Genomic DNA, 24,962 nt, shown 5'->3' with positions numbered 1-24,962 from the left:
GCTTGACCATCAAGGCAATTGCGACTTGATGGTCTTTTCCAATCGGACGGAACAAGCGCTTTGACGGAGATTGTGAGGTGAGGATCGGGTGAACGAGTTTGCACGCACAGTAGAGGTGACGGTGGAGCTGTTTGCAGAGGCGGTCGAACAGGAGTGGGCGCATCGCGAGCGGTGGATCGAGCAGAGCGCGATCGGTCGAGCTGAGCTGACCAGCTGCGGCGCCTGGCTGGACGCGTATGCGGGCGAAAGCTTTTGGGAGCGCCGCTTTGAGTTGGGCATGCAGCTGCGCGAAGAGTTGCACCGCGTGCTCACCGCCATCCGACCGGAGCTTGCGACCGCACTGCTCTGCGGGATCGGAGGTGCCAAGCGACGCGGGTACACGGAGGAGCGGCTCGCTGTCAGCCTCGAAGTGCCGATCGAGCAGATCGGCGCTTGGCGGCGGGAGGCGTACGCCCAGATCGAAACGGCCCTCTCCGAGCAGACTCCCCTGTTGAGCTTTTTGCGAGAGCGGGTGGCAGAGGACAGCGGCGGCACGGGCGAAGTGCAGGCGATCTCCTCCTTGCTGCAGCAGGCGGGACAGGAGCTGAGCTTCGATCTGCGGCAGTTTGTCGATGCGGGGTCGGAGCTGAAAATTCGCCAAGCTTTGCATCGAGCAGGTCTCGACGCGTGGGAGCAGGTGGCAGCCACGCTGCCGGAACAGGCGCAGGAAACGGTTCAGCTCGTGCGCGAGCGGATGAGGCTGGAGCTTGGAGCAGGGGAGGTGCCGACGCGTGGATAAGCTGCAGGAGCATCTGCGGAGGCTGTTCGGGTTTGACGATTTTCGCGGTGCGCAGCGCGAGATCATCGAGTCGTTGCTCGACGGAGACGATGTGCTCGGCATCATGACGACAGGCGCGGGAAAATCGCTCTGCTATCAGCTGCCGGCGCTGATCGTGCCCGGTGTGACGCTGGTCATCTCCCCTCTGATCGCCCTGATGCAAGATCAGGTCGATCAGCTGCATCGGCGAGGAATCCTGGAGGCGACCTATATCAACTCTGCTCTGCCCGCTTCAGAAGTTCGCAATCGGATGGAAGGCATGCGGCAGGGCGGCTACAAGATCGTCTACATCGCGCCGGAGCGGCTGCGGAGCCAAGAGTTTTTGCGATTGCTTCAGGAGATCCCGCTCTCGCTGCTGGTGGTCGACGAGGCGCACTGCATCTCCGAGTGGGGACATGATTTCCGCACCGACTATCTGCAGATCGGAGCCGTGCGGGAGAAGATCGGACAGGTGCCGGTGCTGGCACTGACGGCGACGGCGACGCGGGAGGTGCAGGAGGACATCCTGATCCACCTGCGGATGCAGGACTGTCAGCAGTACGTGACCGGCTTTGACCGTCCGAACCTGACGATCTGCTTTCAGCGCGAGGACACGCGGGAGGACAAATATCGAGAGGCGCTCGCCTTTTTGCGCAAGCAGCGAGGCGCGGGGATCATCTACACGCCATCGCGCAACGAATGCGAAGAGGTGACGCGCTTTTTGCAGCGGGCGCTGGCTGATGATCAGATCGCTTTTTACCACGCGGGGCTCTATCCGGAGGAGCGAAAGCTGGTGCAGGACGGGTTTATGCAAGGGCGGATTCGCATCGTGGTGGCGACCAACGCGTTCGGCATGGGCATCGACAAGCCGGACATCCGATTCGTCTTGCACCTGCACGTGCCTTCGAGCGTCGAAGGCTACTATCAGGAAGCGGGGCGGGCTGGACGAGATGGCAAGCCGGCCTTGTGCATGACGATCTACAACGAGCAGGATCGAGCGATCCACCACTTTTTCATGAAGCGGGAGTTTCCGACTGAGCAGGAGTTGGACAGGGCGTGTGAGCTGATGCGCTATGGGATCGGACCAGACGGGCTGTTTCGCAACTCCTGGCGGGAGATGATCCGCCACTTTGGCTTGGACGATGACAAGCTCTCGTTGCTCATGCATCAGTGGGAGCGCAGCGGCTGTGTGGAGCTGATCGATTTTACCGGGGATGCGGTGACCGCTCGCGTGGACTGGGAGCGGATGCAAGGTCGCAGGTCGGAGATCTTGCATTCGATCGAGCGCTTGAAGTTGCGCCGGTTTGGGAAGCTGAACCGGGTGGTCGAGCTGCTTAGGTCGCCGCTCTGTCGGCGCGAAGGCATCCTGCACTATTTTGGCGAGCCGTTGCGCAAGCGGCCACACCTCTGCTGCGATGTGTGCAACCCAGAGCTGAAGCTCAACCCGACGCTGATCGACGCGACGCTGGCGGAGCTCGATTGGCAACAGATCTTAGCCGATCTGCTTCCACCGGAGCGGCTCGACCCGAGCTTGTCCGCCCACGTGTCGCTCTCGATGACAGAGGGGGAGGAAGCCTTTCGGGTCGGGGAGCAAAAAAAGCTGGCGGAGCTTCCGCGGCTGTACGAGCTGCTGCAATCGCCGTCGGTGACGACGAGGCGGATGGCCTGTTCTGCGATCGGCAAGATCGGGGCGGGCGAATCGGCGCCCTATCTGTTGCCGATGCTGTCCGATCACAATCCGCAGGTGCGGCAGTATGCGCTAAAAGCGCTGGAGAAGATCGGCGATCGCCGGTGCGTGCCGGCGTTGCTCGCACTGCTTCGGCGCGAAGAGAAAGAGTACAACATCAGACAAGCGCGGCAAATGCTGATCGCTTGGGGAGAGGGGCAGTACTAGATGAGCAAGTTTTCGAAGGACGACCAAACGACCGTTGCGGAGCTGAAGCTGTTGGTGCAGCGCTTCATGGAGGCGCGCAACTGGGGTCAGGGGCACACGCCGAAAAATCTGGTGATGTCGATGGCGATCGAAGTGGCTGAGCTGATGGAACATTTTCAGTGGGGCGATCGTGAAGACTATACGGCGGAGAAGCTCGGGCCGGAGAAGATGCAGGAGATTCGCATGGAGGTCGCCGATGTGATGATCTACATGTTGAGCTTCTGCCGTTCGCTCGGTATCGATCTCTCCGAAGCGGTTCAAGCTAAACAGGAGATCAATGAAGCGCGGTTTCCAGCCGATCGGGTTCGCCATCAGGAGTAGCGTTTGAGGAGGAAGGTTTGTGAGCAAACGGCAGTCGTATCAGGGCAGTGGGAATCGGGAAAAAGCGAAGCGGCAAGGTGGAGGTGCTGGGCAAGGGCGCACTGGATCGCGGCGGCCTGACGGTGCGGGCAGAGGGCAGTCGGTGCGAAGCGACAGTCCAGCCAAAGGTGCAAGCGCAGGCATCAGGCTTCAGCTCGGCCAACTGGTCGAGTTTGAGGTGAAGCGGATGGGGATCAACGGCGAAGGGATCGGCTATGCGGATCGACAGGTCGTCTTCGTGCCCGATGCGCTGCCGGGCGAGCTGGTGGCGGCGGAGATCGTCAAAGTTGAACAGAAGCATGCGGTCGGCAGATTGGTGAAGATCTTGAAAAAAAGCCCGAGCCGCGTGCAGCCGCCCTGTCCTGTCTATGCGGAGTGCGGGGGCTGTACGCTCCAGCACATGAGCTATGAGGCGCAGTTGGAGATGAAGCGGGAGTTGGTGCGCGAGTCGTTGGCGCGGTATGCGGGATTGCGACAGGCTCCTGTCGAGCGGACGGTCGGGATGCGCGATCCGTGGGGCTACCGCAACAAAGCGCAGCTGCCGATCGTCGAACATCGGGGTGAGGTGGTCGTCGGCCTGTTTCAAGCAGGCTCCCACCAGATCGTCGATGTGAGCGGCTGTGCGGTGCAGCATCCGCTGACCAATCGCATCGTGCAGGAAGTTCGCGACATCGCACGCGAGCTTGGCATCTCCTTGTATCAAGAGAAAGTACATAAGGGCGAGCTGCGAACGGTGGTGGCGCGCGTCGGTTTTGAGACGGGAGAATGCCAGTTGACGCTGGTGACGCGCACGCGCGAGCTGTCGCATCGCCAAGAGCTGGTTAAGCGGATCGTCGAGCGGGTGCCGGAGATCACGTCGATCATGCAAAATGTCAATCCTGCCCGCACGTCGCTGATCTTCGGCGATGAGACGATTCCGCTCTGGGGCGCCGCCTCGATCTCCGAGCGCCTCGGCGATGTGCACTTTTCGCTGTCGCCGCGCGCGTTTTTCCAGCTAAACCCGGAGCAGACGCCCAAGCTGTACAACCTGGTGGCTGAAGCGGCAGAGCTCACCGGCAACGAAGTGGTGGTCGACGCGTACTGCGGTGTCGGGACGATCGGACTGTGGCTGGCACCGCAGGCGAAAGAGGTGCACGGCATGGACATCGTGCCAGAAGCGATCGCCGATGCGAAGCGCAATGCGGAAAAGTCTGGGGTGGATAACGCGCGCTTTGTGGTCGGGGCGGCAGAGAAGATCTTGGTCGAGTGGATGAAAAAGGGGCTGCGGCCAGATGTGGTCGTCGTCGATCCGCCGCGCACCGGGCTGCACCAAGATCTGATCCAAGCGCTGCTGAAAACGGCACCGAAACGGATCGTCTACGTGTCCTGCAATCCATCCACACTGGGGAAAGATTGTGGGCAACTGTTGAAGAACTATGAGGTAAAGAAAGTGACCCCTGTGGATATGTTTCCACAGACGGCGCATGTGGAGAGCTGCGCGGTGCTGGTGAGGAAGGAAAAGTAGAGTAACAGGTCAGGCGTTAACGTGTGAGTCCCCCTTCGGTGAAGGGGGATTTTTTAATTGGATCATTGAGACGGATGCTCAAACTTCCCTCCACCTTTGGACAGGCAGTCGCGTCAATTTTTGATCATTTCGTATCAGCGGTGACGGTCAGTCAAAAGTTTATCTAGTCTTTCAGGTGCGTGTAAATATATGGTATAGTATGAGGCAACGATTGTGAAAATAGGAGGAATACTCTTTGCCACCAGTTCATTATGATCCGATCGATAGTATCGAAATCAAAGCGCCGCAACACTCGTCAGATGCATCCTACCTTGTCAGATACGGTCAGGTAGATTGGGATCAGGATGGTCAAAACGTTCAAACTGCCATCTACGTGCTCATGAAGTATGGAGAAGATATTAAATATCGGCGGGTTGCCCACATCCTCACCACGTCCAATACGCCAGATGAGCCGACCGATTTGGAGAAAGTTGTGCACGCGATTCAGACGCTAAAAATCAGGAACAACATCAGATAATGCATCGCTTCGGGTTTACCCTCTCTGTCATCTCAATGCACCTGGAGAGCAGTTCGGTGTGGGTGGTAGCAACAACTGCACCTATCATTAAATGTTGCTAGATCGAACAGCGAACACAACTAACTTGGCGGAAGGAAGATCATGATTGGGAACTCCGATTCGCACTGTGAAATGGGTAGAAAAAAACGAAGAACTAGCGGAACTCTTGAATCGAGATGATCACTTAACCCTGCACCCGATCGATCAAGGATTTGAAGCAGAGGTCGTGAAGCTCAGTTCGAGCGATAAGAGCTTTGTGCTGAAGATATGGAACAAGCGCTCCAAGCCGGATGTCAGCTTCCAGTATCAACTCTTGCATGTCCTGTTTGAACGAGGATTGGCAGTCTCCAAACCATTGGGTTGGGGGATCAATCCAAACGGGGAACAGGTGTTGTTGACAACGTTTGACGGACTGCCGATCGCTGAAGTGGATGAAAAGAAAATGACGGAGATTGCGAACATTTTATCGAGCATCCACCAACTTCAGGAGAGCGAGCTTAGCAATCTACAGCTGCCCAAGTACGATTTTATCGATTACTTTTTTCCGGGAGTTAGCGAACATGCTGACCTCAATGAAGCATTGCTTTCGCTTGTGCCAACCGCCAAAATTGAGCAAAAACAGATCATCCACGGCGATTTCCATCTGCGAAACATTTTGGCGGAAAACGATCGATATACGGTCATCGACTGGACGAACGGACAGCTGGGCGACTTGCGATACGATTTTGCCTGGTCGCTGCTTCTGCTCAAACTATACGTCTCCGATTGGCATGCGGATCTGTTTCAATCCGCCTATCTTTCAGATCATCCGATCCTGCCAAAAGAACTTGCAGTTTTTGAAGCGTTGGCTTGTCTCAGATGGATTTTGTTGAGCAGAAGCGGTGGTGTACCGAGAGAATCGAACACGCTTGAGCGGGTGAAAGGTTTGATATCAGGCAATCCGTTTTTAAGTCAATTCCATTTCAGCAAGCTAAATCAAGAAGAGTGAATAACTCGCCATGGGCATAGAGTGTGCCAGAAAAAGCATGTTATACTAAGTTATTCCGAAGTCATGTTTCGATTTGTCGGGCTATTTTGAATCGGGACAGTGCTGTAGCGCTGTCGGGCTGGTACATGTGCGGAGAGCTGCGCGGTAGTGGTACGGATTGTGCGAACGGCAGGAAGGGGAGAAAAGATGATGGAGATCGAAGTGAATCGGAGAGGGGATTCTGAAGTTGCTGTCATCTCAAGCGACAGCATCGTGATTGCTGGCCTACAGGATGCGTTGGATGTGATGGTGAACCTTCGATATAGCGGGTATGAGAAAATGGTTTTGCGGAAAGAGCATCTCCTCGATGATTTTTATGAATTGAGGACGGGGATTGCGGGCGAGATCTTGCAGAAGTATACCAATTACGGCATGAAGATCGCGATCGTCGGTGATTTTAGCGGCTATAACAGCAAAAGCCTGAACGACTTTATCTACGAATGCAATCGCGGGAACCGGGTATTTTTCAAGGCGACAGAAGCGGAAGCGCTCGATGCGTTGCACGGGGTTGCGTAAAGCGGAGATTCGCTTGAACGACAGCTGAGGGAACGTGTATTACAGCTCGAAGAAAATGAAAGATGCTTTAGATTGCTTGTCGCTAGTCACTTGAAGGCTAAGACTACCTGTTGACAAACGCCCTCGTTCTTTGTGAAGAATGAGGGCGTTTGTCCTTGATAAGGGGATTGTTTGGGTAGGAAGTAACAAGAGTATACATATTCAGATATATTTCAAATTGTCTGCAAAGTGATTTTGCTATACCATGTCGGTGAGTGGGGATGGAATACGGAAAATCTATGGGAGGGAAGGAAATGAGCCGAAAAAAAAGCATCGCGTTACTCCTATCAGTAACGCTCGCGGCGACAGGAATTGTAGGATGTCAAAGCTCTGCGAACTCCAACTTGGGGACAACGGGTGGACAAGTCGAACAGAGTGCGGTGGTCTATGAGCCAGAGAACACATACCCTGTTGTTTCAAATCATGGCAGCATGCAAACCTACCCAGATATGAAAAGCGTGTTGAACAGAGCTGAACTGGTGGCCGCAATCCAGATCAAGGAGCAAGAGACGATTCAGCAGAGTCAATCATCTGTGGGAACGCGCTCTAAAGCGATGATTCAGGAAGTATTTAAAGGGGATGAGTCACTCAAGAATACTACCATCTTGATCTCTGAAGATGGCGGTATCATGGATCCTTCGAAAGTAACGGGTAATGAGACTCGGATCGACCCGAAAAATCCACCTGCCGAAACGAAAGGGATGGTAGAGATCGCGCTTGACGGATCAACGGTCATGAAGCAAAATCAGCGATATTTTGTCTTTCTTAGAAAGAGTGGGAACGAAGAGAATGGGTATAACGTTGTGGGTGTCGTGCAAGGAAAGATAAAAATCGGCGAAGCGGATCGATTGGTTGCCACTGTCGATCCGAAAGAAATGAAAGAGCAATCTGTGAAGTTTTGGATACAAAGCCAATTTGCCGGTAAGAGCAAACAGGAGCTCGTAAAGACGATTGAGGAGCTGAAGTAAGGTCACGATCGTGGAGATTGCTGAAGGACACTTTGTTTGTTGTGCACGAACGAAATTCAAGATTATTCCATCAGCTCACCCTTCCATCATTGGAGGGGTTTTTTATTGTGCAAGAGACCTTCAGAGAAGCACAGAAAGATAGCAGCGCATTGAAAACGACAGGCTTGTCGGTTATACTAGATTTATCATAAAACGACACTATTGTCGTTTTTAAGCAGGTGAAAAAGATGTCTCCCCGAGTGAGCGAGGAATACAAAAAGCAGAAGCGGCTAGATCTGCTGCAAGCGGCCAAACGGGTATTTATCCACAAAGGTTACACACGAGCGACGATGCAAGACATTCTGGACGAGGCTGGCGTGTCGCGAGGTGCCTTATATGCCTATTTCGATAACCTCGAACATGTGTATATCGAACTTCTGCAACAGGAGGATCGACAGGATGTGTTTCATTTCTGTGCAGAAGGTGTGGGGACTTCCTGGCAGCAGCTGAGGAACTGGATCGAGAAGCAGCAAAAGGAGATCGAACAGATCGATCAAACGCTCGTCAGGGCGAATTTGGAGTTTTTCTCATCGTACCATTACCGCAGCAACAAAGAGAGCTACCCCTATCTCACAGCGCGATATGAGCGAATCGTGAAAGCGTTGACCGATTTCTTTCAAAGAGGAGCCGTTCAGGGTGAGTTCTCGCCGGGTCTTCCCGCTCCGTCCATTTCGCGATATCTGGTGTCCGTTGTCGATGGGTTGATGATTCAGACGGCCCACCTCGGCTCGGAGCAGACAAAGGTAGCGGAGCAGATGAACACTCTGCTGTTTACGCTGGAGCAGTTGCTTGACCCCGTGCAAACGAAATAGATAACCAGAAAAGGGGAGAACAACATTGCTATTCGAATCTTTAAGATTGTATCTCCGAAAGATGACTGCAGATGATACCACGACCTACCATCGGTGGAGAAATGACATGGAAGTGATGCGGACGACCAATCCGGCGATCGATCGATATACATGGGAGGATACCGAACAGTTTGTGCGAAATGTGATTCTCGGGTCGAGCCAATCAAAAAGTTACATGATCATCGAAAAAGAATCCGAGTCGCCGATCGGCGTCACTTCACTGATCAACATCGACCTCAAGAATCGCAACGCAGAATGCATTCTCGATCTTGGTGAAAAACAGTTTTGGGGTCAAGGCTATGGAACGGAAGCGCTCAAGTTGCTGCTCGATTACGCATTTCTTGAAATGAATTTGCATCGCGTATCGCTGCGAGTATTTGCTTTTAATGAAAAGGCGATCAAGCTATATCAGAAGATCGGGTTCAAGCAGGAGGGAGTCTCACGCCAATGCATCTTCCGAGATGGCGGATGGCACGACATGATTCAGATGGGGATTCTGCAACATGAATATGTAAATTCGAGAAGATCAGCCAGTGACTTTGTGCACGAACCTCGTCCGTGAGTTGTATCTGTGTTTCCTAGCGGATCTGCACCACTACAGTGAAAGGTGCTGGTCTGTGAGGCGATAGAATGATGGAATCATCAAGTTGACGATCTGTTGAAACGAGGTGCAATCATGTATTGGGAAACACTCCCGCCTTGGTTTTGGCTGATATTTTATTCCTTTTGGGTGATCACCCTTGGCGCTTCGGTGTTCAGTCTGATTCGTAAGAGAAATGTGAAACTGTCGATCCTCAACCTCGTGTTTGTGATCACCGTCCCGATCATCGCCATTATCTGCAGCATTGGCAGAGCAGAGGGCAAGAATGAATATGAGCATTTTGTCGATCAATTGCAACAGGGTGAAATTTGGACCCTTTATGCAAGTGGCGGTTTCCTCTTCATTTTGGTCTGGTGGTATGTTTTCCTGTTCGTACGAAGGAAGAAGTAAGCGAGATCTTAGAGACATATTCAGCAGGGTCGTTCGTTACATCCACGCATCAGCGGGGGAGTAAGAGCTACAACTGCAAATTTCAAATAAGGGGATACCGACTCTATCGGTATCCCCTTTCCGATGCTAACCGCTGGAGTTCGGCTGTTCGACTGCGATCCGTCATGAATAGATCGCCAACAGCTCCATCACTTTTGTTCGAACAAACTGCCGGAGCATGTCAGGCTCGACAACTTCCACCTGAGCGATCATCTCCAACATTGCACGGCAGGCAGCTTCATAGCTGAACAGGTTGACCGTCACACAGAGATGGTCGCCCTGCTCGGCCGATTCGATAACATCCAACCTTTTCAAGAGCGCTTGATTCGCCCTGTCCACCTTGAGGATGACGGGGAAATGCTCCGTCTCGCGGCAAGATCGCTTAAAGTCAGACTCTAGCCGGTTCCAATGATCTTCCAAAACAAAGCTGTCAGGAACCTCAAACTCCTCATCTGTCCGCTCCGCCTTCACGATCCTTTCACATTTAAACGTTCTGATCGCCCCCACATCCTCACAGAATGCGACCAGATACCAATCGGCTTGCTTGACGACGAGGCCGTACGGACTGATTTTTCGTGTGGAACAAACACCGTCGACCTTCCTGTATTCGATCCGCAGTTTCTGCGATCTCCAAACGGCGATGCGCAAAGCTTCGAGACAGGGGATCGTCACGCGTTCTGTCCACCACGGGGTATCGTCAAAATAAAACCGGGCCCTCGCTTTTCTGATATCAGCCTGATAGGCGACGGGCAGCGTTTTCTCCAATTTCAGCAACGCGTTTGTCAACTTCAAACCGCTTTCCGACTGCCCACCCGCATAGATCCCCATCCCGGTCAGATAGAGGTGGATCACATCGTCGCTGTTCAACTGTTTTAGATTGACCGTATAGCCTTCCATCAGCCGAATGCCGCCCGCCGGACCGGTCGCGGTCATGATCGGAATCCCAGCTTCCGCCAGCAGATCGAGATCGCGATAGATGGAGCGGACAGATGTCTCCAGCGCATTGGCCAGCTCTTTCGCCTTCACTTTCCCTCTCGATTCGAGCAACAACAATATTGCGATCAGCCGATGCAATCTCATCATCGAACCTCCAGCATCGATTTTTATATCTCTCTGCCGTTCATTTTCTATTGTTGACGATCTGATGTCAACAATAGAAGCGTATCGTAGAGCTATAGCAGGAGGGAGTGTTCGAAGATGAATATTGGAGTAGTGGGCACCGGATTTGGATCGTATCATGCACAGCTTTTGCAACAGATGCATCTGGTGGATAGAGTCGTCATATTCGGACGAAACGAGTCGAAACTTCAACAGCTGAAAGAGCAGCTTGGCGTCGAGGTCACATCTTGCATCGACGACCTTTTGTTGGACCCTGGCATCGAGGTGCTCGACATCTGTTTGCCATCCGACTTGCACAGTCACTACGCGATCGAGGCGCTGAAAAACGGGAAGCATGTATTTTGCGAAACTCCCGTTTGCTTTCAACTTGAAGAGGCAGAGGAGATGAAGCGAGCTGCAAAGCAGTACGGCAAAAGAGTCTTGGTCAATCAATTTATCAAATTTGATCCTGCCTATGCCTATCTGCAGCATGCGATCGATGAACAAAAATATGGCAAGCTCCTCTCCCTCACGTTAAAGAGAGAAACGTCTCCGATGTGGGGCGATCTGGGGCTCAGGGAGATCACGACCAAGCTGATGATCCATGAACTAGATTTTCTCACGTGGATCTTCGGAGCGATCGACAAGTTTAGCGCATGGGGAACAGAGTTGGAAGATAAAGCGCAGGCGCAAGTTCGCGCCTGCTTTCAGCACAAAGGGCAGTTCGCCGAAATCATCGCCGCTTCCCAAATGCCGGCAGCCTATCCGTTCATCGTCGGGTATGAAGCGTATTTTGAGCGTGCGAAGCTCGTCTACCATGAAAGCGATCATCAGGGGCAGATCGAAGCAGCCTTGCATGAATACACCAGTTCGGGAATGCGTGAGCTTGCTCTTCGATCTGCAAATCCATACGAAAAGAGCATCGAACATGCGGTCCGTTGCTTTCGGGATGGTACCGCATCGCTGATCTCGCTCGACGATGCGATCCAGTCACTGAAGATCGCAGTCGAATTGCAGCGGAGGATCGTTTAGGTGATCGTTTTCACCAGCTTGAAATTGACCAGCGTGACACCTCTGCGAACTACCGATTGGGATTGCACCAGCTGGTAGCCATGACGTTCGAAAAAAGGTTTGGCGGTGATGCTCGCATCTGTTCGAATCTCGGGGAGGTGCAGTCGCCGCGCCTCTCCTTCCAGCGTCTTGAGCAGCGCGGAGGCGATCCCTTGCCGCTGGTAATCTTTATGAACGTACAGTCGATCTAAGTATCCTCCTACTGTCATGTCGCCGAATCCGACGATCGTCCGCTCCGATTCGGCGACATACGCATAGTGCTGACATAGTGACTCCTGCCAAGTTGCAATTCTGGAGTCCGTCTCGTCATCTGGTGCCCAAGCTTCAAGCTGTGCGCGCGAATAATCGTTGGCACAAACGGTGTGCACCGTCTCATAGAACAGAGTGACGATCTGATCGATGTCTGCCCGTTTAAATTTCCTAATTTTCATGGCTTTGCTTCCTCCATTCGTCCTGCGCAAACTCCGCACCGATTCGAACCGACCTGCACAAATTCTGTAAAAATTTGATGAATCGCATCGCAAAGCAAGCTCTCCTGCTCGCTGCGAAGCGAAGAAATGCGCATCGAGCTCTGTTCGCGAAGCATCACCGTCCTCCTCTTTTTCGCCTCCCTCAACATCTTCCTTTCTTTCCAGCAAAACTGACCAGCATGCATGATCTTTCCTCTACAATCCCAAGGGTGAAAGGCGTTATACTGGAGACCTGTTTGGCTCAGCAATTCGCGCCCTGTTGAAATTCACGATTCGGTCCCTTTGTCCGGCATAAAAATTTGGTAAGCGGAAACAGTTTATTTTACATTAAATTATTGGGTTATTTATATTTTCTGTTCAGAAATTGTTCAGTTTACAATGTTATTGTACTTTGGTGTGAGATCGCTGTAACCTAAAAACAAATGAGAGCAGAGATGGGGAAGAGAGCGTCCCAAGTCTGGTATGAGCATTACGACACCGACGCAAGTTGTGAATCATTTGTTCAAAGCTCGAATATGCTTTTCGATGTACAAAAAGGAGCGGAAGCTGATGACAGGTAAGGTTGCCACTGAAAAAAGTCTGTTCATCAAAATGATCGTGCTGGTGATGGCGCTGACGATGCTCGTCGGGTGCAGCATGTTCAAACAGAGCGACGAATCGGATGAGAACAATGGAGCACAGAGCGACTCAGAACAGAAGATCGTCCGTTACACCGGCGAGCAGAGCAAGGTCATCTCATCCGTCTACACAGCGAAGAAAGAACTGACCCTGACCTTTAACGGGATGGGGGACGAAGCGACGATGAAGCGGTTGCTGGACGAACTGGATGCTGCGCAGATCAAAGCGACGTTCTTTCTGCCGGGGATGCGGGTGGCAGAAGAGCCGAACATCGCCAAAGAGATCCTGTCCAGAGGACATGAGATCGAGAACAACACGCTGAATCAACTGGATATCAGCAAGCTCAGCTATGAGCAGATCTATAAAGAAATCCACCTGAGCAATCAGGTGATGAAAAAGGAGCTCGGCATCGATCCTCGCTTTGTGCGAACCAAGTCGGGCGACTATACGGATGATGTGCGGCTGGTGGCGGCGCAGCTCGGGATGAACGCGGTGGTCAGCTATACGATCAATCCGAAAGACAGCGATATGAAAGATGCGAAAGCGATCGGTGCCTATGTGGAAAAGTATCTGTCCAGAGGCGGCATCATCACGCTGAACACAGACATCAATCCGGAGGTCATCCCGTCGATCGGGCACATCGCGAAGGCGGCTGCCGACATCGGCTACAAGTTGGTTCCGCTCAGTCAATTGGTGAAGGATGGCGGTGAGCGAAAGCCGCTTGAGCAGATTCCCGGCTATGATGCGGCAAAAGTGAACCTTGAGTATGCGAACTCGAAATACAACCTGATTTACAACGTGGAGACGAACAAAAAGCAGGTCGCCCTGACGTTTGACGACTGGGGGACCGACAAGACGGTGACCAAAATATTGGACATCTTGGCGGAGCACGATGTGGTGGCAACATTCTTCCTGCGTGCGAAAGGTGTGGAGAACAACCCAAACCTGGCCAGAGCGATGGTCGAAGCGGGTCATGATGTGGCGAACCACACGTACAGTCACACTGTCGTGACAAAAATGACGCCGGAAGAGCTGCAACAGGACGTTGTGAAAGCACATCAGGTGATCACCGAGGCGATCCAGCAACAGCCGGTGATGCTCTTCCGACCGCCGACCGGCGAGATGGACGATCGGACGGGGAAAGTGATCGCTGCGATCGGATATCCGAACATCGCCATGTACGATGTGACCACCCTCGACTGGGATGTCAAAAACAGCGCTGCCGATATTGTGAACGGCGTGATGGAGCAGACGAAAGGCGGCAGCGTGATCCTGCTGCACATGCTGGATGATATCCACACGATCGAGGCGTTGCCGACTGTGCTGGAGCGCTTAAAGAGCAAGGGCTACACGTTTGTGAAGATGGCCGACATGATCAAGCGATAGAACAATTCTACGAAGAAGACGGAGATGGGGCGCATGGGGTTGTATGAGGGAATCGTCAGACGGCAGGAAAAGCTTGCCGTGGTCGGCCTTGGCTATGTCGGATTGCCGATCGCAGTCGCTTTTTCGGAAAAGATTGATGTGATCGGCTTCGACGTCAACGAGGCGAAGATCGAAAGCTATCTGCGCGGCATCGATGTGACAGGCGACGTTGGGCATCAGCACGTCCGCGACTGCATGGTCGACTTTACGGCAGATGAGGAGCGATTGAGCGAAGCGCGTTTCTTCATCGTCACCGTGCCGACTCCGATCAAGAGCGGCAATGTCCCCGATCTGCAATATGTCAAAAGCGCCAGCCGGATCGTCGCCAAGAAGCTGACCAAAGGTGCGATCGTCGTGTACGAATCGACCGTCTATCCAGGGGTCACCGAAGATATCTGCATTCCGATCCTAGAGGCCGGATCAGGTCTGCGTTGCGGCGTGGACTTTAAAGTCGGATATTCGCCAGAGCGGATCAATCCGGGAGACAAGGTGCATCGGCTGGAAAACATCGTAAAGATCGTGTCTGGCATCGATGAGGAGACGGTAGAGACGGTAGCGAGGCTGTATGAGCTGGTGGTCGAAGCGGGCGTTTACCGCGCGGAGAGCATCAAGGTTGCGGAGGCGGCCAAAGTGATCGAAAATGCGCAGCGCGACATCAACATCGCCTTTATGAACGAGCTGTCGATGCTGTTCAACCAGATGGGAATCGATACGAAGGCGGTTTTAGAGGCGGCCGGCACCAAGTGGAACTTCTTAAAGTTCGCGCCGGGGTTGGTCGGAGGGCATTGCATCGGCATCGATCCCTACTACTTGACCTACAAGGCGGAGGATATCGGGTATCGCTCCAAGATCATTCTCGCCGGCCGGCACATCAATGATGGCATGGGCAGATATATCGCCCAGAACATCATTAAGATCTTGGTCTGCCTCAAGCATGATATCAAGAACGCCCGAATCGGGATATTGGGCTTGTCCTATAAAGAAAATTGTACAGATATCCGCAACACCAAGGTGACAGATATCATCCAGGAGCTCAAGGAGTACGGCATCACTCCGCTGGTGGTCGATCCGCTGGCCGACCAGCAGCAGGCGTATGAGGAGTATGGGATCGAGCTGGCAGACATTTCGTCTCTGCAAGATTTGAACGTCGTGATCGTTGCGGTCCCGCACCAACCGTTCGTACAGATGAGCGTCTCCGATTTTGAAAAGCTGTACAGCGTCGAGCAGACGAGGGTAATGGTCGATGTGAAGGGCGTCTATTCGAGATCAGAGTATGAGAAGAGCGGGTTTCACTACTGGAGTTTGTAAGCTGAGGATTGGGGGATAAGGCGGTGTTCAAACGAAAGAAAAAGCAGATCGTTGAGGTGATGACCGTTCCGCGAGCGGATAGGCGAACGCTTTCGCATGTGCCAGACCCAGAAAACATTCGCGTGACTCTCGACCGCAGGGGGCTGAAAGGTGCGGCGACAGACAACGAGGAGTTAGATGCTGCGTCTCTGCATAAAATGCGCCAGCTCAGCTTGCGATATGTGGCCGATTTTGACGTGCTGTTGATCGCCGAGGGGAAAAAGAAAAAGCAGGGAATCAAAGCGCGTGCTGTGGATATCTCCTCAACCGGCTTGCTAATCGAACTTGTTGGGGAGGAAGACAGCTTTCAAGTTGGGGATAAGTACAACATCAGATTCAACATCCCTCCAGGCACGATGCCTGAAGGTTTCGAGTCGAACGTCAAGCTGGACGCGGTGACCGTCCGCCTGTTCACGCGCCAACAGGACGGTCAAGAGAAGCAGATGGTGGCGTTCGAGTTTGCCAAGCCGCTGACCGAATATTTTCAGAAGAAGAGATGGGGCTACTCGGTCTACACGGCGAGCGGTCTGCTGTTTGTTGCAGTCGCGTTTATCATGCTGATGCGCGTGGAGAGCATCATCTATTTTAAATACAACTACCTGCTCTATCTCTACAGCCTGATCGCAGCGGCGTTTCTGCTGACTCGCTACATGTTTGGCGCCTTGTATCGGGATGTTCCGCTCAACCCTGATTACACGCCAGGCGTTTCGATCATCATTCCTTGCTTTAACGAGGAGGAGTGGATCCACCGAACGATCCTCAGCTGCATCAATCAGGATTATCCGATCGACAAGCTGGAAGTGATCGTCGTCGATGATCGATCGACAGACCGATCGGTCGAACAGATCCAAAAGGTGATCGAGATGCTCCACCGAGAGGCGGAGCGCTATGCGACCAAAGATCGCTTGCAGATGGTCGTGGTGGAGAAAAACGGGGGCAAGCGAGAAGCGCTGATGCAAGGTGTGGAGCTGGCCAAACATGATCTGGTCGTGTTTGTCGATTCGGACAGCTTCTTGGAACCGACGGCGATCAAACACCTCGTCCAGCCGTTTCAAGACCCGAAGATGGGCGGGGTGGCAGGGCGTACCGATGTGGAAAACAAATACACCAATTCGGTGACCAAACTGCAGACGGTGCGCTACTATATCGCCTTTCGGATCATGAAGGCGGCCGAGTCGTGGTTTGACAGCGTTACCTGTCTGTCCGGACCGCTGTCCTGCTACCGCAAAGATCTGGTGATCAAGCATTCGGAGGCGTGGCTGAACCAGAAGTTTCTCGGCCAGCCGGCCACCTTTGGCGATGATCGCAGCATGACCAACTTCATTTTGAAGACGCATCGCACCGCCTATCAGGACACGGCGATCTGCTCGACGGTCGTCCCGTCAGACATGAGCGTGTTCTTAAAGCAGCAAATGCGTTGGAAGCGCTCTTGGCTTCGCGAATCGCTCAGGGCCGCATTTTTTATCTGGCGCAAAGAGCCGTTTATGGCGATCTTCTTCTACATCGGCCTGATCGTGCCGATCGCCGCACCGATCATCGTCGTCTACAATCTGGTATACGTTCCGCTCGTCTATCAGATCTTCCCCGGTACGTTTTTGATGGGGCTGTTGATGATGGCGATGCTGATGAGCTTGGCTCATCTGCTGTTTCGCAAAAGCAAGCTGTGGGTCTTTGGGCTTGTGTTCTGCGTGTTCTATGAACTGGTCCTGCTCTGGCAGATGCCTGTCGCTTGGGTCACCTTCTGGAAGTCCACTTGGGGTACGCGGGAAACGCCTCAGGATGTCGAGGCAAGAAAACGCAAAGAAGCGAGAAGGCAGAAGAACAAAAAGGGGGTCGCGTTGCGGCAGTAGTCTGATTCGAGAGGGGTGAGGGTGGCAGCGATGAGGAGCAAACGGGGAAGAAGTCATAAAAAGGAGAGCGTGCTCAGCAAGCCGGGGAAGCCGAAGAGACACAGATTAGCCCTCAATATTCGCAAGAAAGAGCGCGTAAAAGTGATCAAGACGGTCTCGCAGTCTGCGATTTTGCTGGTCGTGGGCGTGATGCTCTACAACGCGGTGTTCAACGTTGAAAAATATGTCGAGCCAGATCGCGCCGCTTGGACGAATCAGAAAGGGTTTATCGCGCTGTCCTATTTTGGCGTCGCGCGCAATGGCACTCCCAAGCTGGTGGCGAAAAGTCAGTTGGACGAACAGCTGAAGGCGCTCTATGAGCAAGGCTATACGACGATCTCGCAGCAGGACGTGTTAGATTATTATCAAAAGGGGAAGGCGTTGCCGGAAAAAGCGCTCTTCCTCTCCTTTGAGGATGGCCGCAACGACTCCAGCCTCTTCGCACAACCGCTGCTTGAGAAATACAACTACAAGGCGACCTTTCTCTCCTACGCCAACAAGATGGGCAACAGCGATCAAAAGTTTGTCCAGCCCAAAGAGATGTTGAAGATGAGCGATACGGGCTTTTGGGAGCTCGGCACCAACGGCTATCGGCTCACCTATATCAACATTTTTGACAAAAAGGGACGCTTTGTTGGTGTGCGGGATGAAAATGAGTTGACTCACAAAGAAAATGTGGAATACTACAATCATTACTTGATGGACTTTCTGCGGGACGACAACATGATTCCGGTGGAAGACAAGTCGGAGATGCGCGTGCGTATCGACGAGGATTACAAGGCGATGAAAGACATCTACAGCGATACGCTAGGCTATGTGCCGAGCGTCTACATGATCATGCATGCCAATGCGCTTCATGAGGGGATGAACCGCCTGGTATCAGATGCGAACTCGGAGAACATCCAAGATCTCTTCAAGATGCATTTTAATCGGGAAGGGCAAACGTACAACACCTCGCAGACGAGCCTGTACGATCTGACGCGCGTACAGCCAGCCCCCTATTGGTTCACCAACCATCTGCTGATGAAAATTCAGAAGGATACGGGGCAGCGGATGGAGTTTGTGCGCGGGGATGCGGAGTATGCGGACCGCTGGACGGTCGTAAATGGCGCGGCACAGTTTCTTGAGAACCGCATTGCGCTGACCTCCCCCTCTGCCGGAGCGGGCATGCTGTACTTGAAAGAGAGCGATGGTCAGCAGGATGTGAAGCTGACCGCCAAGCTCGCCGGAAACGTGGTGGGCAAGCAGAGCGTGTACTTGCGCTATGACAGGCAGAACGGTTCCTTTCTGCGCGTGACGCTGGAGGATAACGAGTTGATCGTCGAGCAGAAGAAGCCTGGTCAAGCGGCTGAGCAGATCTTCACGCGCGAATTGAGCACGGTGCAGTGGAAGTCGGAAGATCTTGCCTTTGAGAAGGCGACCGTCTATACCAAGGAGCAGACGCTTTCAGGCGGTCCGGCGACCGATGAGCAGATCCCGATCAACATTCAACAGACGAGACAGCTTGAGATCTCCCTGCAGGGGGATCGGTTACAAGTGAAGATCGATGCGGAGTCGCTGCTGAGCGATCGAGCGATCGACAGCGCGATCAAGAGCGGCGGCATCGCGCTAGAATCGAAATACAGTGAGCAGAACAAGAAGGACGATATCTATGATGGCGTGTTCGACGATGTTCAGGTGCAGTCCCTAGGAAGCGGGGATGGCCAGCCAACCCTCTTGTTCAGCAACCAGCAGACCGGTTTACAAGGCGTGATCAACAAGCTAAAAAAACAGACCAACGCTGTCGTTGACTGGATGATTGACACCTTCTAAATCGGCGAAAAGGAGGCAGCATCAGGTGTCAAAAGCAAAGCTTGCCAGCAGGCGGGTGTTCGCGGTGATCGGGATGTTGATCGTCCTCGCGCTCGTCGACATGTACGTGATGAAAGAGAAGGAAACGGACGGGGCGATGATCACCGAGCAGACGGAGCAAAAATTGGAGTTGTCAGCATGGCTTGTGGACTGGGAGTGGAAAGCGGGCCTTGCCGACTTGCAGGACATCGCCGGGGGACTCACCCGGCTGCAGGCGTTTGCCGCCTATTTTGATGATCAGGATCGCCTGTATTTTACGAAGGATAGCGATGAAGCTTTTCCCAAGCTGTTCGAGGCGGTCAAGCAAAACGATCTGGTCGACGTGGATCTGACGGTGGTGAACGACCGCTGGAACCGAGATGGTACGGCCGTGCAGAAAGATACGGCGCTGGTCACGCGGTTGATGGCAAGCGAGACCAGCCGGAACCAACATATTGCAGATATTCTCGATGCGGTCGACAAACATAGCTTTCGCGGTGTAGAGATCGATTATGAAAAGATTGGCGATCAGGATTGGGACAATGTATGCGCTTTTTATACGGAGCTCTATCGGCAACTCGATGCGCAGGGTAAATCGCTGCGCATCGTGCTGGAAGCTCGAACTCCGATCGAGCGGCTCAAACTGCCAGCAGGGCCGACCTATGTGATGATGGCTTACAACCTATACGGGAACCACAGCGGCCCTGGGCCGAAAGCGGACCATGCGTTTCTCACCAAGCTGACCAATCGGATGAAGCAGGTGCCTGGCGAGAAGGTAATCGCGCTGTCGGCTGGCGGCTATGACTGGGCAGAGGGGGGCAAGATCACCTCGCTGACCGAAAAGCGGGCAGCCGAGCTGGTGAGCAAGAAAGGCGCTTCTCCGAAACGAGATGAGCAGAGCGGTGCGCTCTATTTTGACTATCTGGATGAACGAGGTGTGAAACACACCGTCTGGTATGCGGATGCTGAAACGCTATCCCAGTGGATCGATGTTTCGCGTAAGGCGGGGTATCACAAGATCGCGATCTGGCGACTTGGCGATCTTGGACAAGCTACGCTTGAGAAGTTGAATCGCTGAGGGGATTTGCAGCGGAAAGATGAATATGGGGATAGTCTTTGAAAGCAAGCGGCGTGAATTGTGTGAGGGAGCACAGCACGTCGCCTTCTTTTTTATATTTCAACATTGAGTCTGGATATTTATATTATTAAGCGAGATACAGCGAAATGTTTTCTAAAATATGATTTGAAAACCATATTTTGGTTGACTGGATTTTTTCTATAATTTATTATAAAAATAACACACCTGATATTTTCATTTTGTTCTATATACAAATAATTTCAAAAGAAGCAATTAATCTGTACAAAGGTGAAGATCTCGGGTGTTGAATTTATCTTAGGAGGTTAGTTGTTCTTGAAAAAGAAGCTTATTTTTCCACTTGTAGCAGCTACTTTGCTGGTCGGTTCTTCTGCTTACTCGGCGGGAACATCTTCTGCATTCATTGGGTACTACGACACCTACGCAAAGGGATCAACAGTACCGATGAAAGGGACTGTTTCAGTAGAAGGGTACAGCAATCCGATGTCAACAAACGAAGTGTGGGTTGAAGTTTATAAGCAAAATTGTGGAGCGTGTGCAGATTCAAAACAATTCAGCCAAGAATTGTCGCCTAATTCATCTTTTAGCAACTTCACTTTTACAGCCTCAGAGGCCAACTATTATATCTGGCTCGACCCGGACGGCCCGAATTACGACGGGTGTGTAGCAAGCGGAAGTGCGAAAAATTAACAATTCCCTCTGGACAGACAGGTTCTCCTGTCTGTCTTAAAAATTAGTTCGAAGGGAAGAGAAAAATGAGCAAAATACTGAGTTCCTTTTCTGTTGAGATAAAATTGTTAAGAAGAAGCTATTGGACATGGCTTTTTTTCTTTCTTTCATTGGCGTTTATTGGCTATACTTTTTTATTTTTTATGCAAGAGAAAGATCCTGGAGGGATGTTAGTAGCTTCTGCATTTGTCGTGCAAGGTGGTATATTTGTTTCGCTCCTTTTAGGACTTTCTTTGGCAAGAAGAGAACAAATCACGTCCTCTGAGGAAATTTATCTGAGCCTTCCTGATGGATTTGGTGCAAAAATTATTGGTAAAGTTGCAGCATTGTGTAGCTTGCTCCTTCTATTTCTCGTAAGCACTTTATTGATGCTATATGCATTTTATTTGCAAGCTGATGTAGCTACTGCATTATACAAACAGGCTTTCCTTTATTTGGTTATGTATTGGGTGGTACCCTTTTTTATTGCTGGCATCCTTGGAATGGTAGTCGGAGTCTGGATAAAATCAAAAGGTGTTTATGCACTCTTGCTATTGTTTTGGACATTGATCGGTCCGTTGAATGTCTCCATTTATCAGTTGCCCATGGCTGTGACGGGAGTAAACGCAAGTCCTGTTTTACATTTCTTGAACTTGGGGCAAACAGATTATACGGCTCCTTACGAGCCAGTTTACGGGCTTCCTTTGGAGTCTTTTCGATGGAATCATAGAGTTCTTTTTCTAGTGCTGGTGATCGCTTTGCTTTGGATGCTCACATTGCTAAAAAACTACGGAAGAAAGATTCCAATTAAACACTGGATGATGCTCTCTCTTTTAGTTGGAGTTTGTGCATATACAACGATCAATCTCGTAGACTCTCAACAGCTGATGATATCATTTGGCAAGTCTGACTCGCTTGATGATCGTAACTACTATAAGCAGAATCAGGAGAGTCAGTTGCAAAGCAAAAGTGCTTTCCGCATCAACTCCTATGAAATTGACCTTCAGACGAAAGACAGTCTGCGGGCGAATGTTAAGATGCAAGTGATCCCACAGGAGGACACCGATCGCCTCGTGTTCACGCTGTATCACAGCTTACGGGTAACCAAAGTGGAAGATGCGCAGGCACAACCTCTGCATTTTCAACAGCTTGGAGATCAAACGGAGATCATTTTTCCAGCGAGTGTGAAGAAAGGACAGTCGATTGAGGTCACAGTCGAATATGCAGGCCTGAGCTCAGCATTCTATTTTGCGAATGAACAAGCGATCATGTTGCCCAACTATTTCCCATGGCTACCGGCAGAAGGTTCATATCAGGCGATGCGTTTGGGAGCGATCGATCTGCGACGTACTCCTCTTGCCCCACAGCATGAAGTGGAGTACACGTTGCGCTATCATGGTCCTGTTAAACTATACACCAATTTACCGCAAGCGGAGACAGATGTATGGAAAGGGAAAGTGCTGAACGGCATTACGGTTGTCGGCGGAATGATGACAGAAACGAAAATAGGTACGACACGAGTCATTTATCCTGTGACGCTTCAGGACATGCTCGTCGATGTCCCCGACTATTTTAAGCGCACTCATCAGGCTCTTGAGATTATCAATCAGGACTGGAAGTTGCCGATTCCGGCAAAATTGCCTGAGACTGTGTTCTTTCTCTCGACACCGACCGAAACGAACAGCTATACGGGCGATATCTGGCTGATGCAAGATCACCTTCTGGTCAATATTAGTCAATCGTACAACCTAGGGGGGCTCCAATATGAAACCGCTCAGCTAGAAAAAATGTTTCTCGCCTCCATTCGAAGCAAAGAGACGGTCGCGCAGCCGTTGGATATGCACCTCATCTTGGCATACAGCTACGAGTATTGGGTTCGAATTCGACAAGGAGAGAGTTCCAAGGCGGTTTTGACACAGCTTCAGGAAAGCAACATTGAGGCTGAAAATCGTGAAGGCGAAGAGAGATTGAAAGGGATTATGACATTTGTGGAACAGCATGCAAACGATTCACAAGTGATGCGAAAATTTTTCGATGAATGGATTGCTCGATTGCAACAAAAACCGTCGCTTACGTGGGAGGAACTGGCGACTCGAGTGTCCGCTTCGTGAAGGAGGAATCGAGAGTAATGGAACTGAGGCTTGCGAATGTCTCGAAAAATTTTGGGAAAGTAAAGGCGTTGGAGGATATCTCGCTTACAATTCCTGTCGGTATGTTTGGTCTGTTAGGCCCAAATGGAGCAGGTAAGACGACATTGATGCGAATCTTGACAACTCTTTTGACGAAAAGTGAAGGCCATATTTCCTTTGGTGACATCAATTGGGACATGACGCAAAAAGTGAGAGGTCTGATCGGGTATCTTCCACAGAATTTCTCTCTCTATAAACAGATGAGGGTTGAGGAAGTGCTCAATCATCTCGCGGTGCTAAAGGGATTGCAAAAGAATCGCGGAGAGTTGATTGAGCAGGTCTTGCAGCAAGTAAATTTGTCCGAACACAAGCGTAAAAAGATCGGGCAGCTGTCAGGCGGGATGATACGCCGAGTGGGAATTGCTCAAGCGATCCTTGGGAACCCGTCCATCATTGTGATTGATGAGCCAACAGCTGGCCTTGATCCAGAAGAACGGATACGCTTTCGGAAGCTATTGCGTCAATTGGGAGAGCATTCTATTGTCATCATCTCGACTCACATCGTGGAAGACATCGAATCTACTTGCGATCGGGCTGCGATCTTAAATCGGGGCAAACTCATTGCACATGGGCAAATTAGGGAGTTAGGAGCTCTTGCTGCTGGCAAAGTGTGGACGTTAGAAGTGACACAGGAGCGGTATTATGAGGTAATCGATTCCCTACAGGTAATTTCCAGTCACCGAGTGGGGGATGGTTATCAGATTCGATTTCTAGCTGATGTTCCGCCAGCTGAGGCGATCTCTGTCTCAACTACGTTGGAAGATGGATACCTCCATCTAATGAGGCAGTCTGTATGAGTGGCAGGCTGAACTTGGCGTTTGACTGGAGAGCGATGGGGTTTAATGCTTACTTGCCATTGCTGATGTTGCTGTTATGCGTTCTTTCTGGACTGTATTTTTCTACAGGAAAATTCTTACCGATGATGGAGGCTGTTGCGCCCGCTTTTGCTGCATGGTGGTCGATCTTTCTGTTTCAGGATCTATTAGAAGAGCCGGGAGGGGAAACGCTCTTCAGTTATCCACTCTCCCGTTTCCAGCTTGGGATAAAACGAGTGCTTTTCTGGGGAGCGGTTTACCTCGTGTGCTTGTTGGCAAGTTTAGCACTTGTGGACAGTCAGATTCAGGAATCGATCACCAGCTCTTTGTTTCTTCAATTTGGAACGCAAAGTGTGTTTTTTGCGGGATTAGGGTTCCTGTCTGTTGTTTTACTCCGCAATTGTGGTTGGTCGCTTGTCGTACTCGTCGTCTACTCTTGCACCCAGATCTTTACCAAAGGGAAGCTCTTCCCGTTTTTTAATGTCTATCTGTTTAATGATCGTGTACTACCAGTCACGGATCTGCTAGGGCGATCTGTGGCCACCTTCTCAGCTGGTGTTCTGTTGCTGATATTGGGACAAATTTTGCTACAGCGTTTCACACGATTCAACTCATGAGCTGGGCATCTTGATGAGCTGAAGAACGATGAAGACCAAGTTCGAGGCTTAGCAGGGGAGAGGCATTTTCATCTTCTTGATGAATTGATGTTACTACTGTCAAAAAAGGGAGACGAGCTGATCGTCTCCCTTTCCTGTCCCTGCCCATACAGTGACAGCTCTGACCAAGC

General features: G+C 51.7%; 24 protein-coding genes. 21 read left to right on the top strand and 3 right to left on the bottom strand.

From position 1 onward, the window contains the following. The first annotated feature begins 88 nt into the window (after positions 1–88). The 11 genes from ACFSOY_RS06685 to ACFSOY_RS06635 all read left to right on the top strand — a co-directional run bounded on the left by ACFSOY_RS06685 (position 89) and on the right by ACFSOY_RS06635 (position 9,580). On the top strand, positions 89–778 hold the full coding sequence (locus ACFSOY_RS06685) for a hypothetical protein (RefSeq protein WP_386045012.1): 690 nt from the start codon (positions 89–91) through the stop codon (positions 776–778). Then, on the top strand, positions 771–2,690 hold the full coding sequence (locus ACFSOY_RS06680; protein ID WP_386045010.1) for a RecQ family ATP-dependent DNA helicase: 1,920 nt from the start codon (positions 771–773) through the stop codon (positions 2,688–2,690). Before ACFSOY_RS06685 ends, ACFSOY_RS06680 begins: the two co-directional genes overlap by 8 nt. Further along, positions 2,691–3,050 carry a nucleotide pyrophosphohydrolase gene (locus ACFSOY_RS06675; protein ID WP_386045008.1) on the top strand — a complete coding sequence of 120 codons (360 nt, stop codon included), beginning with the start codon at positions 2,691–2,693 and terminating at the stop codon, positions 3,048–3,050. 19 nt (positions 3,051–3,069) lie between these two features. Further along, on the top strand, positions 3,070–4,593 hold the full coding sequence (gene rlmD / locus ACFSOY_RS06670) for a 23S rRNA (uracil(1939)-C(5))-methyltransferase RlmD (RefSeq protein ID WP_386045007.1): 1,524 nt from the start codon (positions 3,070–3,072) through the stop codon (positions 4,591–4,593). Positions 4,594–4,828: 235 nt separating this feature from the next. Then, positions 4,829–5,110: a hypothetical protein gene (locus tag ACFSOY_RS06665; RefSeq protein ID WP_386045005.1), complete on the top strand. Its 282-nt coding sequence runs from the start codon at positions 4,829–4,831 to the stop codon at positions 5,108–5,110. A 145-nt stretch (positions 5,111–5,255) separates the two neighbouring features. Beyond that, positions 5,256–6,137 carry an aminoglycoside phosphotransferase family protein gene (locus tag ACFSOY_RS06660; protein WP_386045003.1) on the top strand — a complete coding sequence of 294 codons (882 nt, stop codon included), beginning with the start codon at positions 5,256–5,258 and terminating at the stop codon, positions 6,135–6,137. Positions 6,138–6,326: 189 nt separating this feature from the next. Then, positions 6,327–6,692 carry a DUF4180 domain-containing protein gene (locus ACFSOY_RS06655; protein ID WP_386046762.1) on the top strand — a complete coding sequence of 122 codons (366 nt, stop codon included), beginning with the start codon at positions 6,327–6,329 and terminating at the stop codon, positions 6,690–6,692. A 293-nt stretch (positions 6,693–6,985) separates the two neighbouring features. Continuing rightward, complete coding sequence (locus ACFSOY_RS06650; protein WP_386045001.1) at positions 6,986–7,699, top strand: hypothetical protein; 714 nt, start codon at positions 6,986–6,988, stop codon at positions 7,697–7,699. 227 nt (positions 7,700–7,926) lie between these two features. After that, a complete protein-coding gene (locus ACFSOY_RS06645) occupies positions 7,927–8,550 on the top strand; it encodes a TetR/AcrR family transcriptional regulator (RefSeq protein WP_386044999.1) in 624 nt (207 codons plus the stop codon). A gap of 25 nt (positions 8,551–8,575) precedes the next feature. Then, complete coding sequence (locus tag ACFSOY_RS06640; protein ID WP_386044998.1) at positions 8,576–9,151, top strand: GNAT family N-acetyltransferase; 576 nt, start codon at positions 8,576–8,578, stop codon at positions 9,149–9,151. A 114-nt stretch (positions 9,152–9,265) separates the two neighbouring features. Further along, positions 9,266–9,580, top strand: a complete 315-nt coding sequence (locus tag ACFSOY_RS06635; RefSeq protein ID WP_386044996.1) for a hypothetical protein — start codon at positions 9,266–9,268, stop codon at positions 9,578–9,580. Between the two features lie 162 nt (positions 9,581–9,742). Here ACFSOY_RS06635 and ACFSOY_RS06630 read toward each other — a convergent pair whose 3' ends face one another. Continuing rightward, positions 9,743–10,699, bottom strand: coding sequence for a helix-turn-helix transcriptional regulator (locus ACFSOY_RS06630; RefSeq protein WP_386044994.1), 957 nt, complete (start codon positions 10,697–10,699; stop codon positions 9,743–9,745). A gap of 117 nt (positions 10,700–10,816) precedes the next feature. Here ACFSOY_RS06630 and ACFSOY_RS06625 point away from each other — a divergent pair, with 117 nt between their 5' ends. Beyond that, positions 10,817–11,749, top strand: a complete 933-nt coding sequence (locus tag ACFSOY_RS06625) for a Gfo/Idh/MocA family protein (protein ID WP_386044992.1) — start codon at positions 10,817–10,819, stop codon at positions 11,747–11,749. Here the strand turns inward: ACFSOY_RS06625 and ACFSOY_RS06620 are convergent. Both ACFSOY_RS06620 and ACFSOY_RS06615 read right to left on the bottom strand, forming a co-directional pair. Beyond that, complete coding sequence (locus tag ACFSOY_RS06620) at positions 11,746–12,219, bottom strand: GNAT family N-acetyltransferase (RefSeq protein ID WP_386044990.1); 474 nt, start codon at positions 12,217–12,219, stop codon at positions 11,746–11,748. The two genes, ACFSOY_RS06625 and ACFSOY_RS06620, sit on opposite strands and share 4 nt — an antisense overlap. Beyond that, positions 12,216–12,374: a hypothetical protein gene (locus ACFSOY_RS06615; RefSeq protein ID WP_386044989.1), complete on the bottom strand. Its 159-nt coding sequence runs from the start codon at positions 12,372–12,374 to the stop codon at positions 12,216–12,218. Before ACFSOY_RS06615 ends, ACFSOY_RS06620 begins: the two co-directional genes overlap by 4 nt. 433 nt (positions 12,375–12,807) lie before the next feature. On the opposite strand from ACFSOY_RS06615, the gene ACFSOY_RS06610 reads away from it, so the two are divergent. From ACFSOY_RS06610 to ACFSOY_RS06570, 9 genes are all read left to right on the top strand, one after another. Next, positions 12,808–14,262: a polysaccharide deacetylase family protein gene (locus ACFSOY_RS06610; protein WP_386044987.1), complete on the top strand. Its 1,455-nt coding sequence runs from the start codon at positions 12,808–12,810 to the stop codon at positions 14,260–14,262. A 33-nt stretch (positions 14,263–14,295) separates the two neighbouring features. After that, a complete protein-coding gene (locus ACFSOY_RS06605) occupies positions 14,296–15,609 on the top strand; it encodes a nucleotide sugar dehydrogenase (protein WP_386044985.1) in 1,314 nt (437 codons plus the stop codon). A gap of 59 nt (positions 15,610–15,668) precedes the next feature. Then, complete coding sequence (locus tag ACFSOY_RS06600; protein ID WP_386046760.1) at positions 15,669–17,498, top strand: glycosyltransferase family 2 protein; 1,830 nt, start codon at positions 15,669–15,671, stop codon at positions 17,496–17,498. A gap of 30 nt (positions 17,499–17,528) precedes the next feature. After that, a complete protein-coding gene (locus ACFSOY_RS06595) occupies positions 17,529–19,349 on the top strand; it encodes a polysaccharide deacetylase family protein (protein ID WP_386044983.1) in 1,821 nt (606 codons plus the stop codon). A 25-nt stretch (positions 19,350–19,374) separates the two neighbouring features. Further along, complete coding sequence (locus ACFSOY_RS06590) at positions 19,375–20,445, top strand: glycosyl hydrolase family 18 protein (protein ID WP_386044982.1); 1,071 nt, start codon at positions 19,375–19,377, stop codon at positions 20,443–20,445. A 333-nt stretch (positions 20,446–20,778) separates the two neighbouring features. Further along, positions 20,779–21,153, top strand: a complete 375-nt coding sequence (locus ACFSOY_RS06585) for a hypothetical protein (RefSeq protein ID WP_386044981.1) — start codon at positions 20,779–20,781, stop codon at positions 21,151–21,153. Positions 21,154–21,218: 65 nt separating this feature from the next. Continuing rightward, positions 21,219–23,282: a hypothetical protein gene (locus ACFSOY_RS06580; protein ID WP_386044979.1), complete on the top strand. Its 2,064-nt coding sequence runs from the start codon at positions 21,219–21,221 to the stop codon at positions 23,280–23,282. A 17-nt stretch (positions 23,283–23,299) separates the two neighbouring features. Next, complete coding sequence (locus ACFSOY_RS06575) at positions 23,300–24,157, top strand: ABC transporter ATP-binding protein (protein ID WP_386044977.1); 858 nt, start codon at positions 23,300–23,302, stop codon at positions 24,155–24,157. Continuing rightward, a complete protein-coding gene (locus ACFSOY_RS06570; RefSeq protein WP_386044976.1) occupies positions 24,154–24,792 on the top strand; it encodes a hypothetical protein in 639 nt (212 codons plus the stop codon). The genes ACFSOY_RS06575 and ACFSOY_RS06570 overlap by 4 nt, the downstream gene beginning before the upstream one ends. Positions 24,793–24,962: the final 170 nt, after the last annotated feature.

This window comes from Tumebacillus lipolyticus (assembly GCF_042682745.1).
Lineage (GTDB): Bacteria > Bacillota > Bacilli > Tumebacillales > Tumebacillaceae > Tumebacillus_A > Tumebacillus_A lipolyticus.
This window is presented reverse-complemented; position numbering and strand designations above follow the sequence as displayed.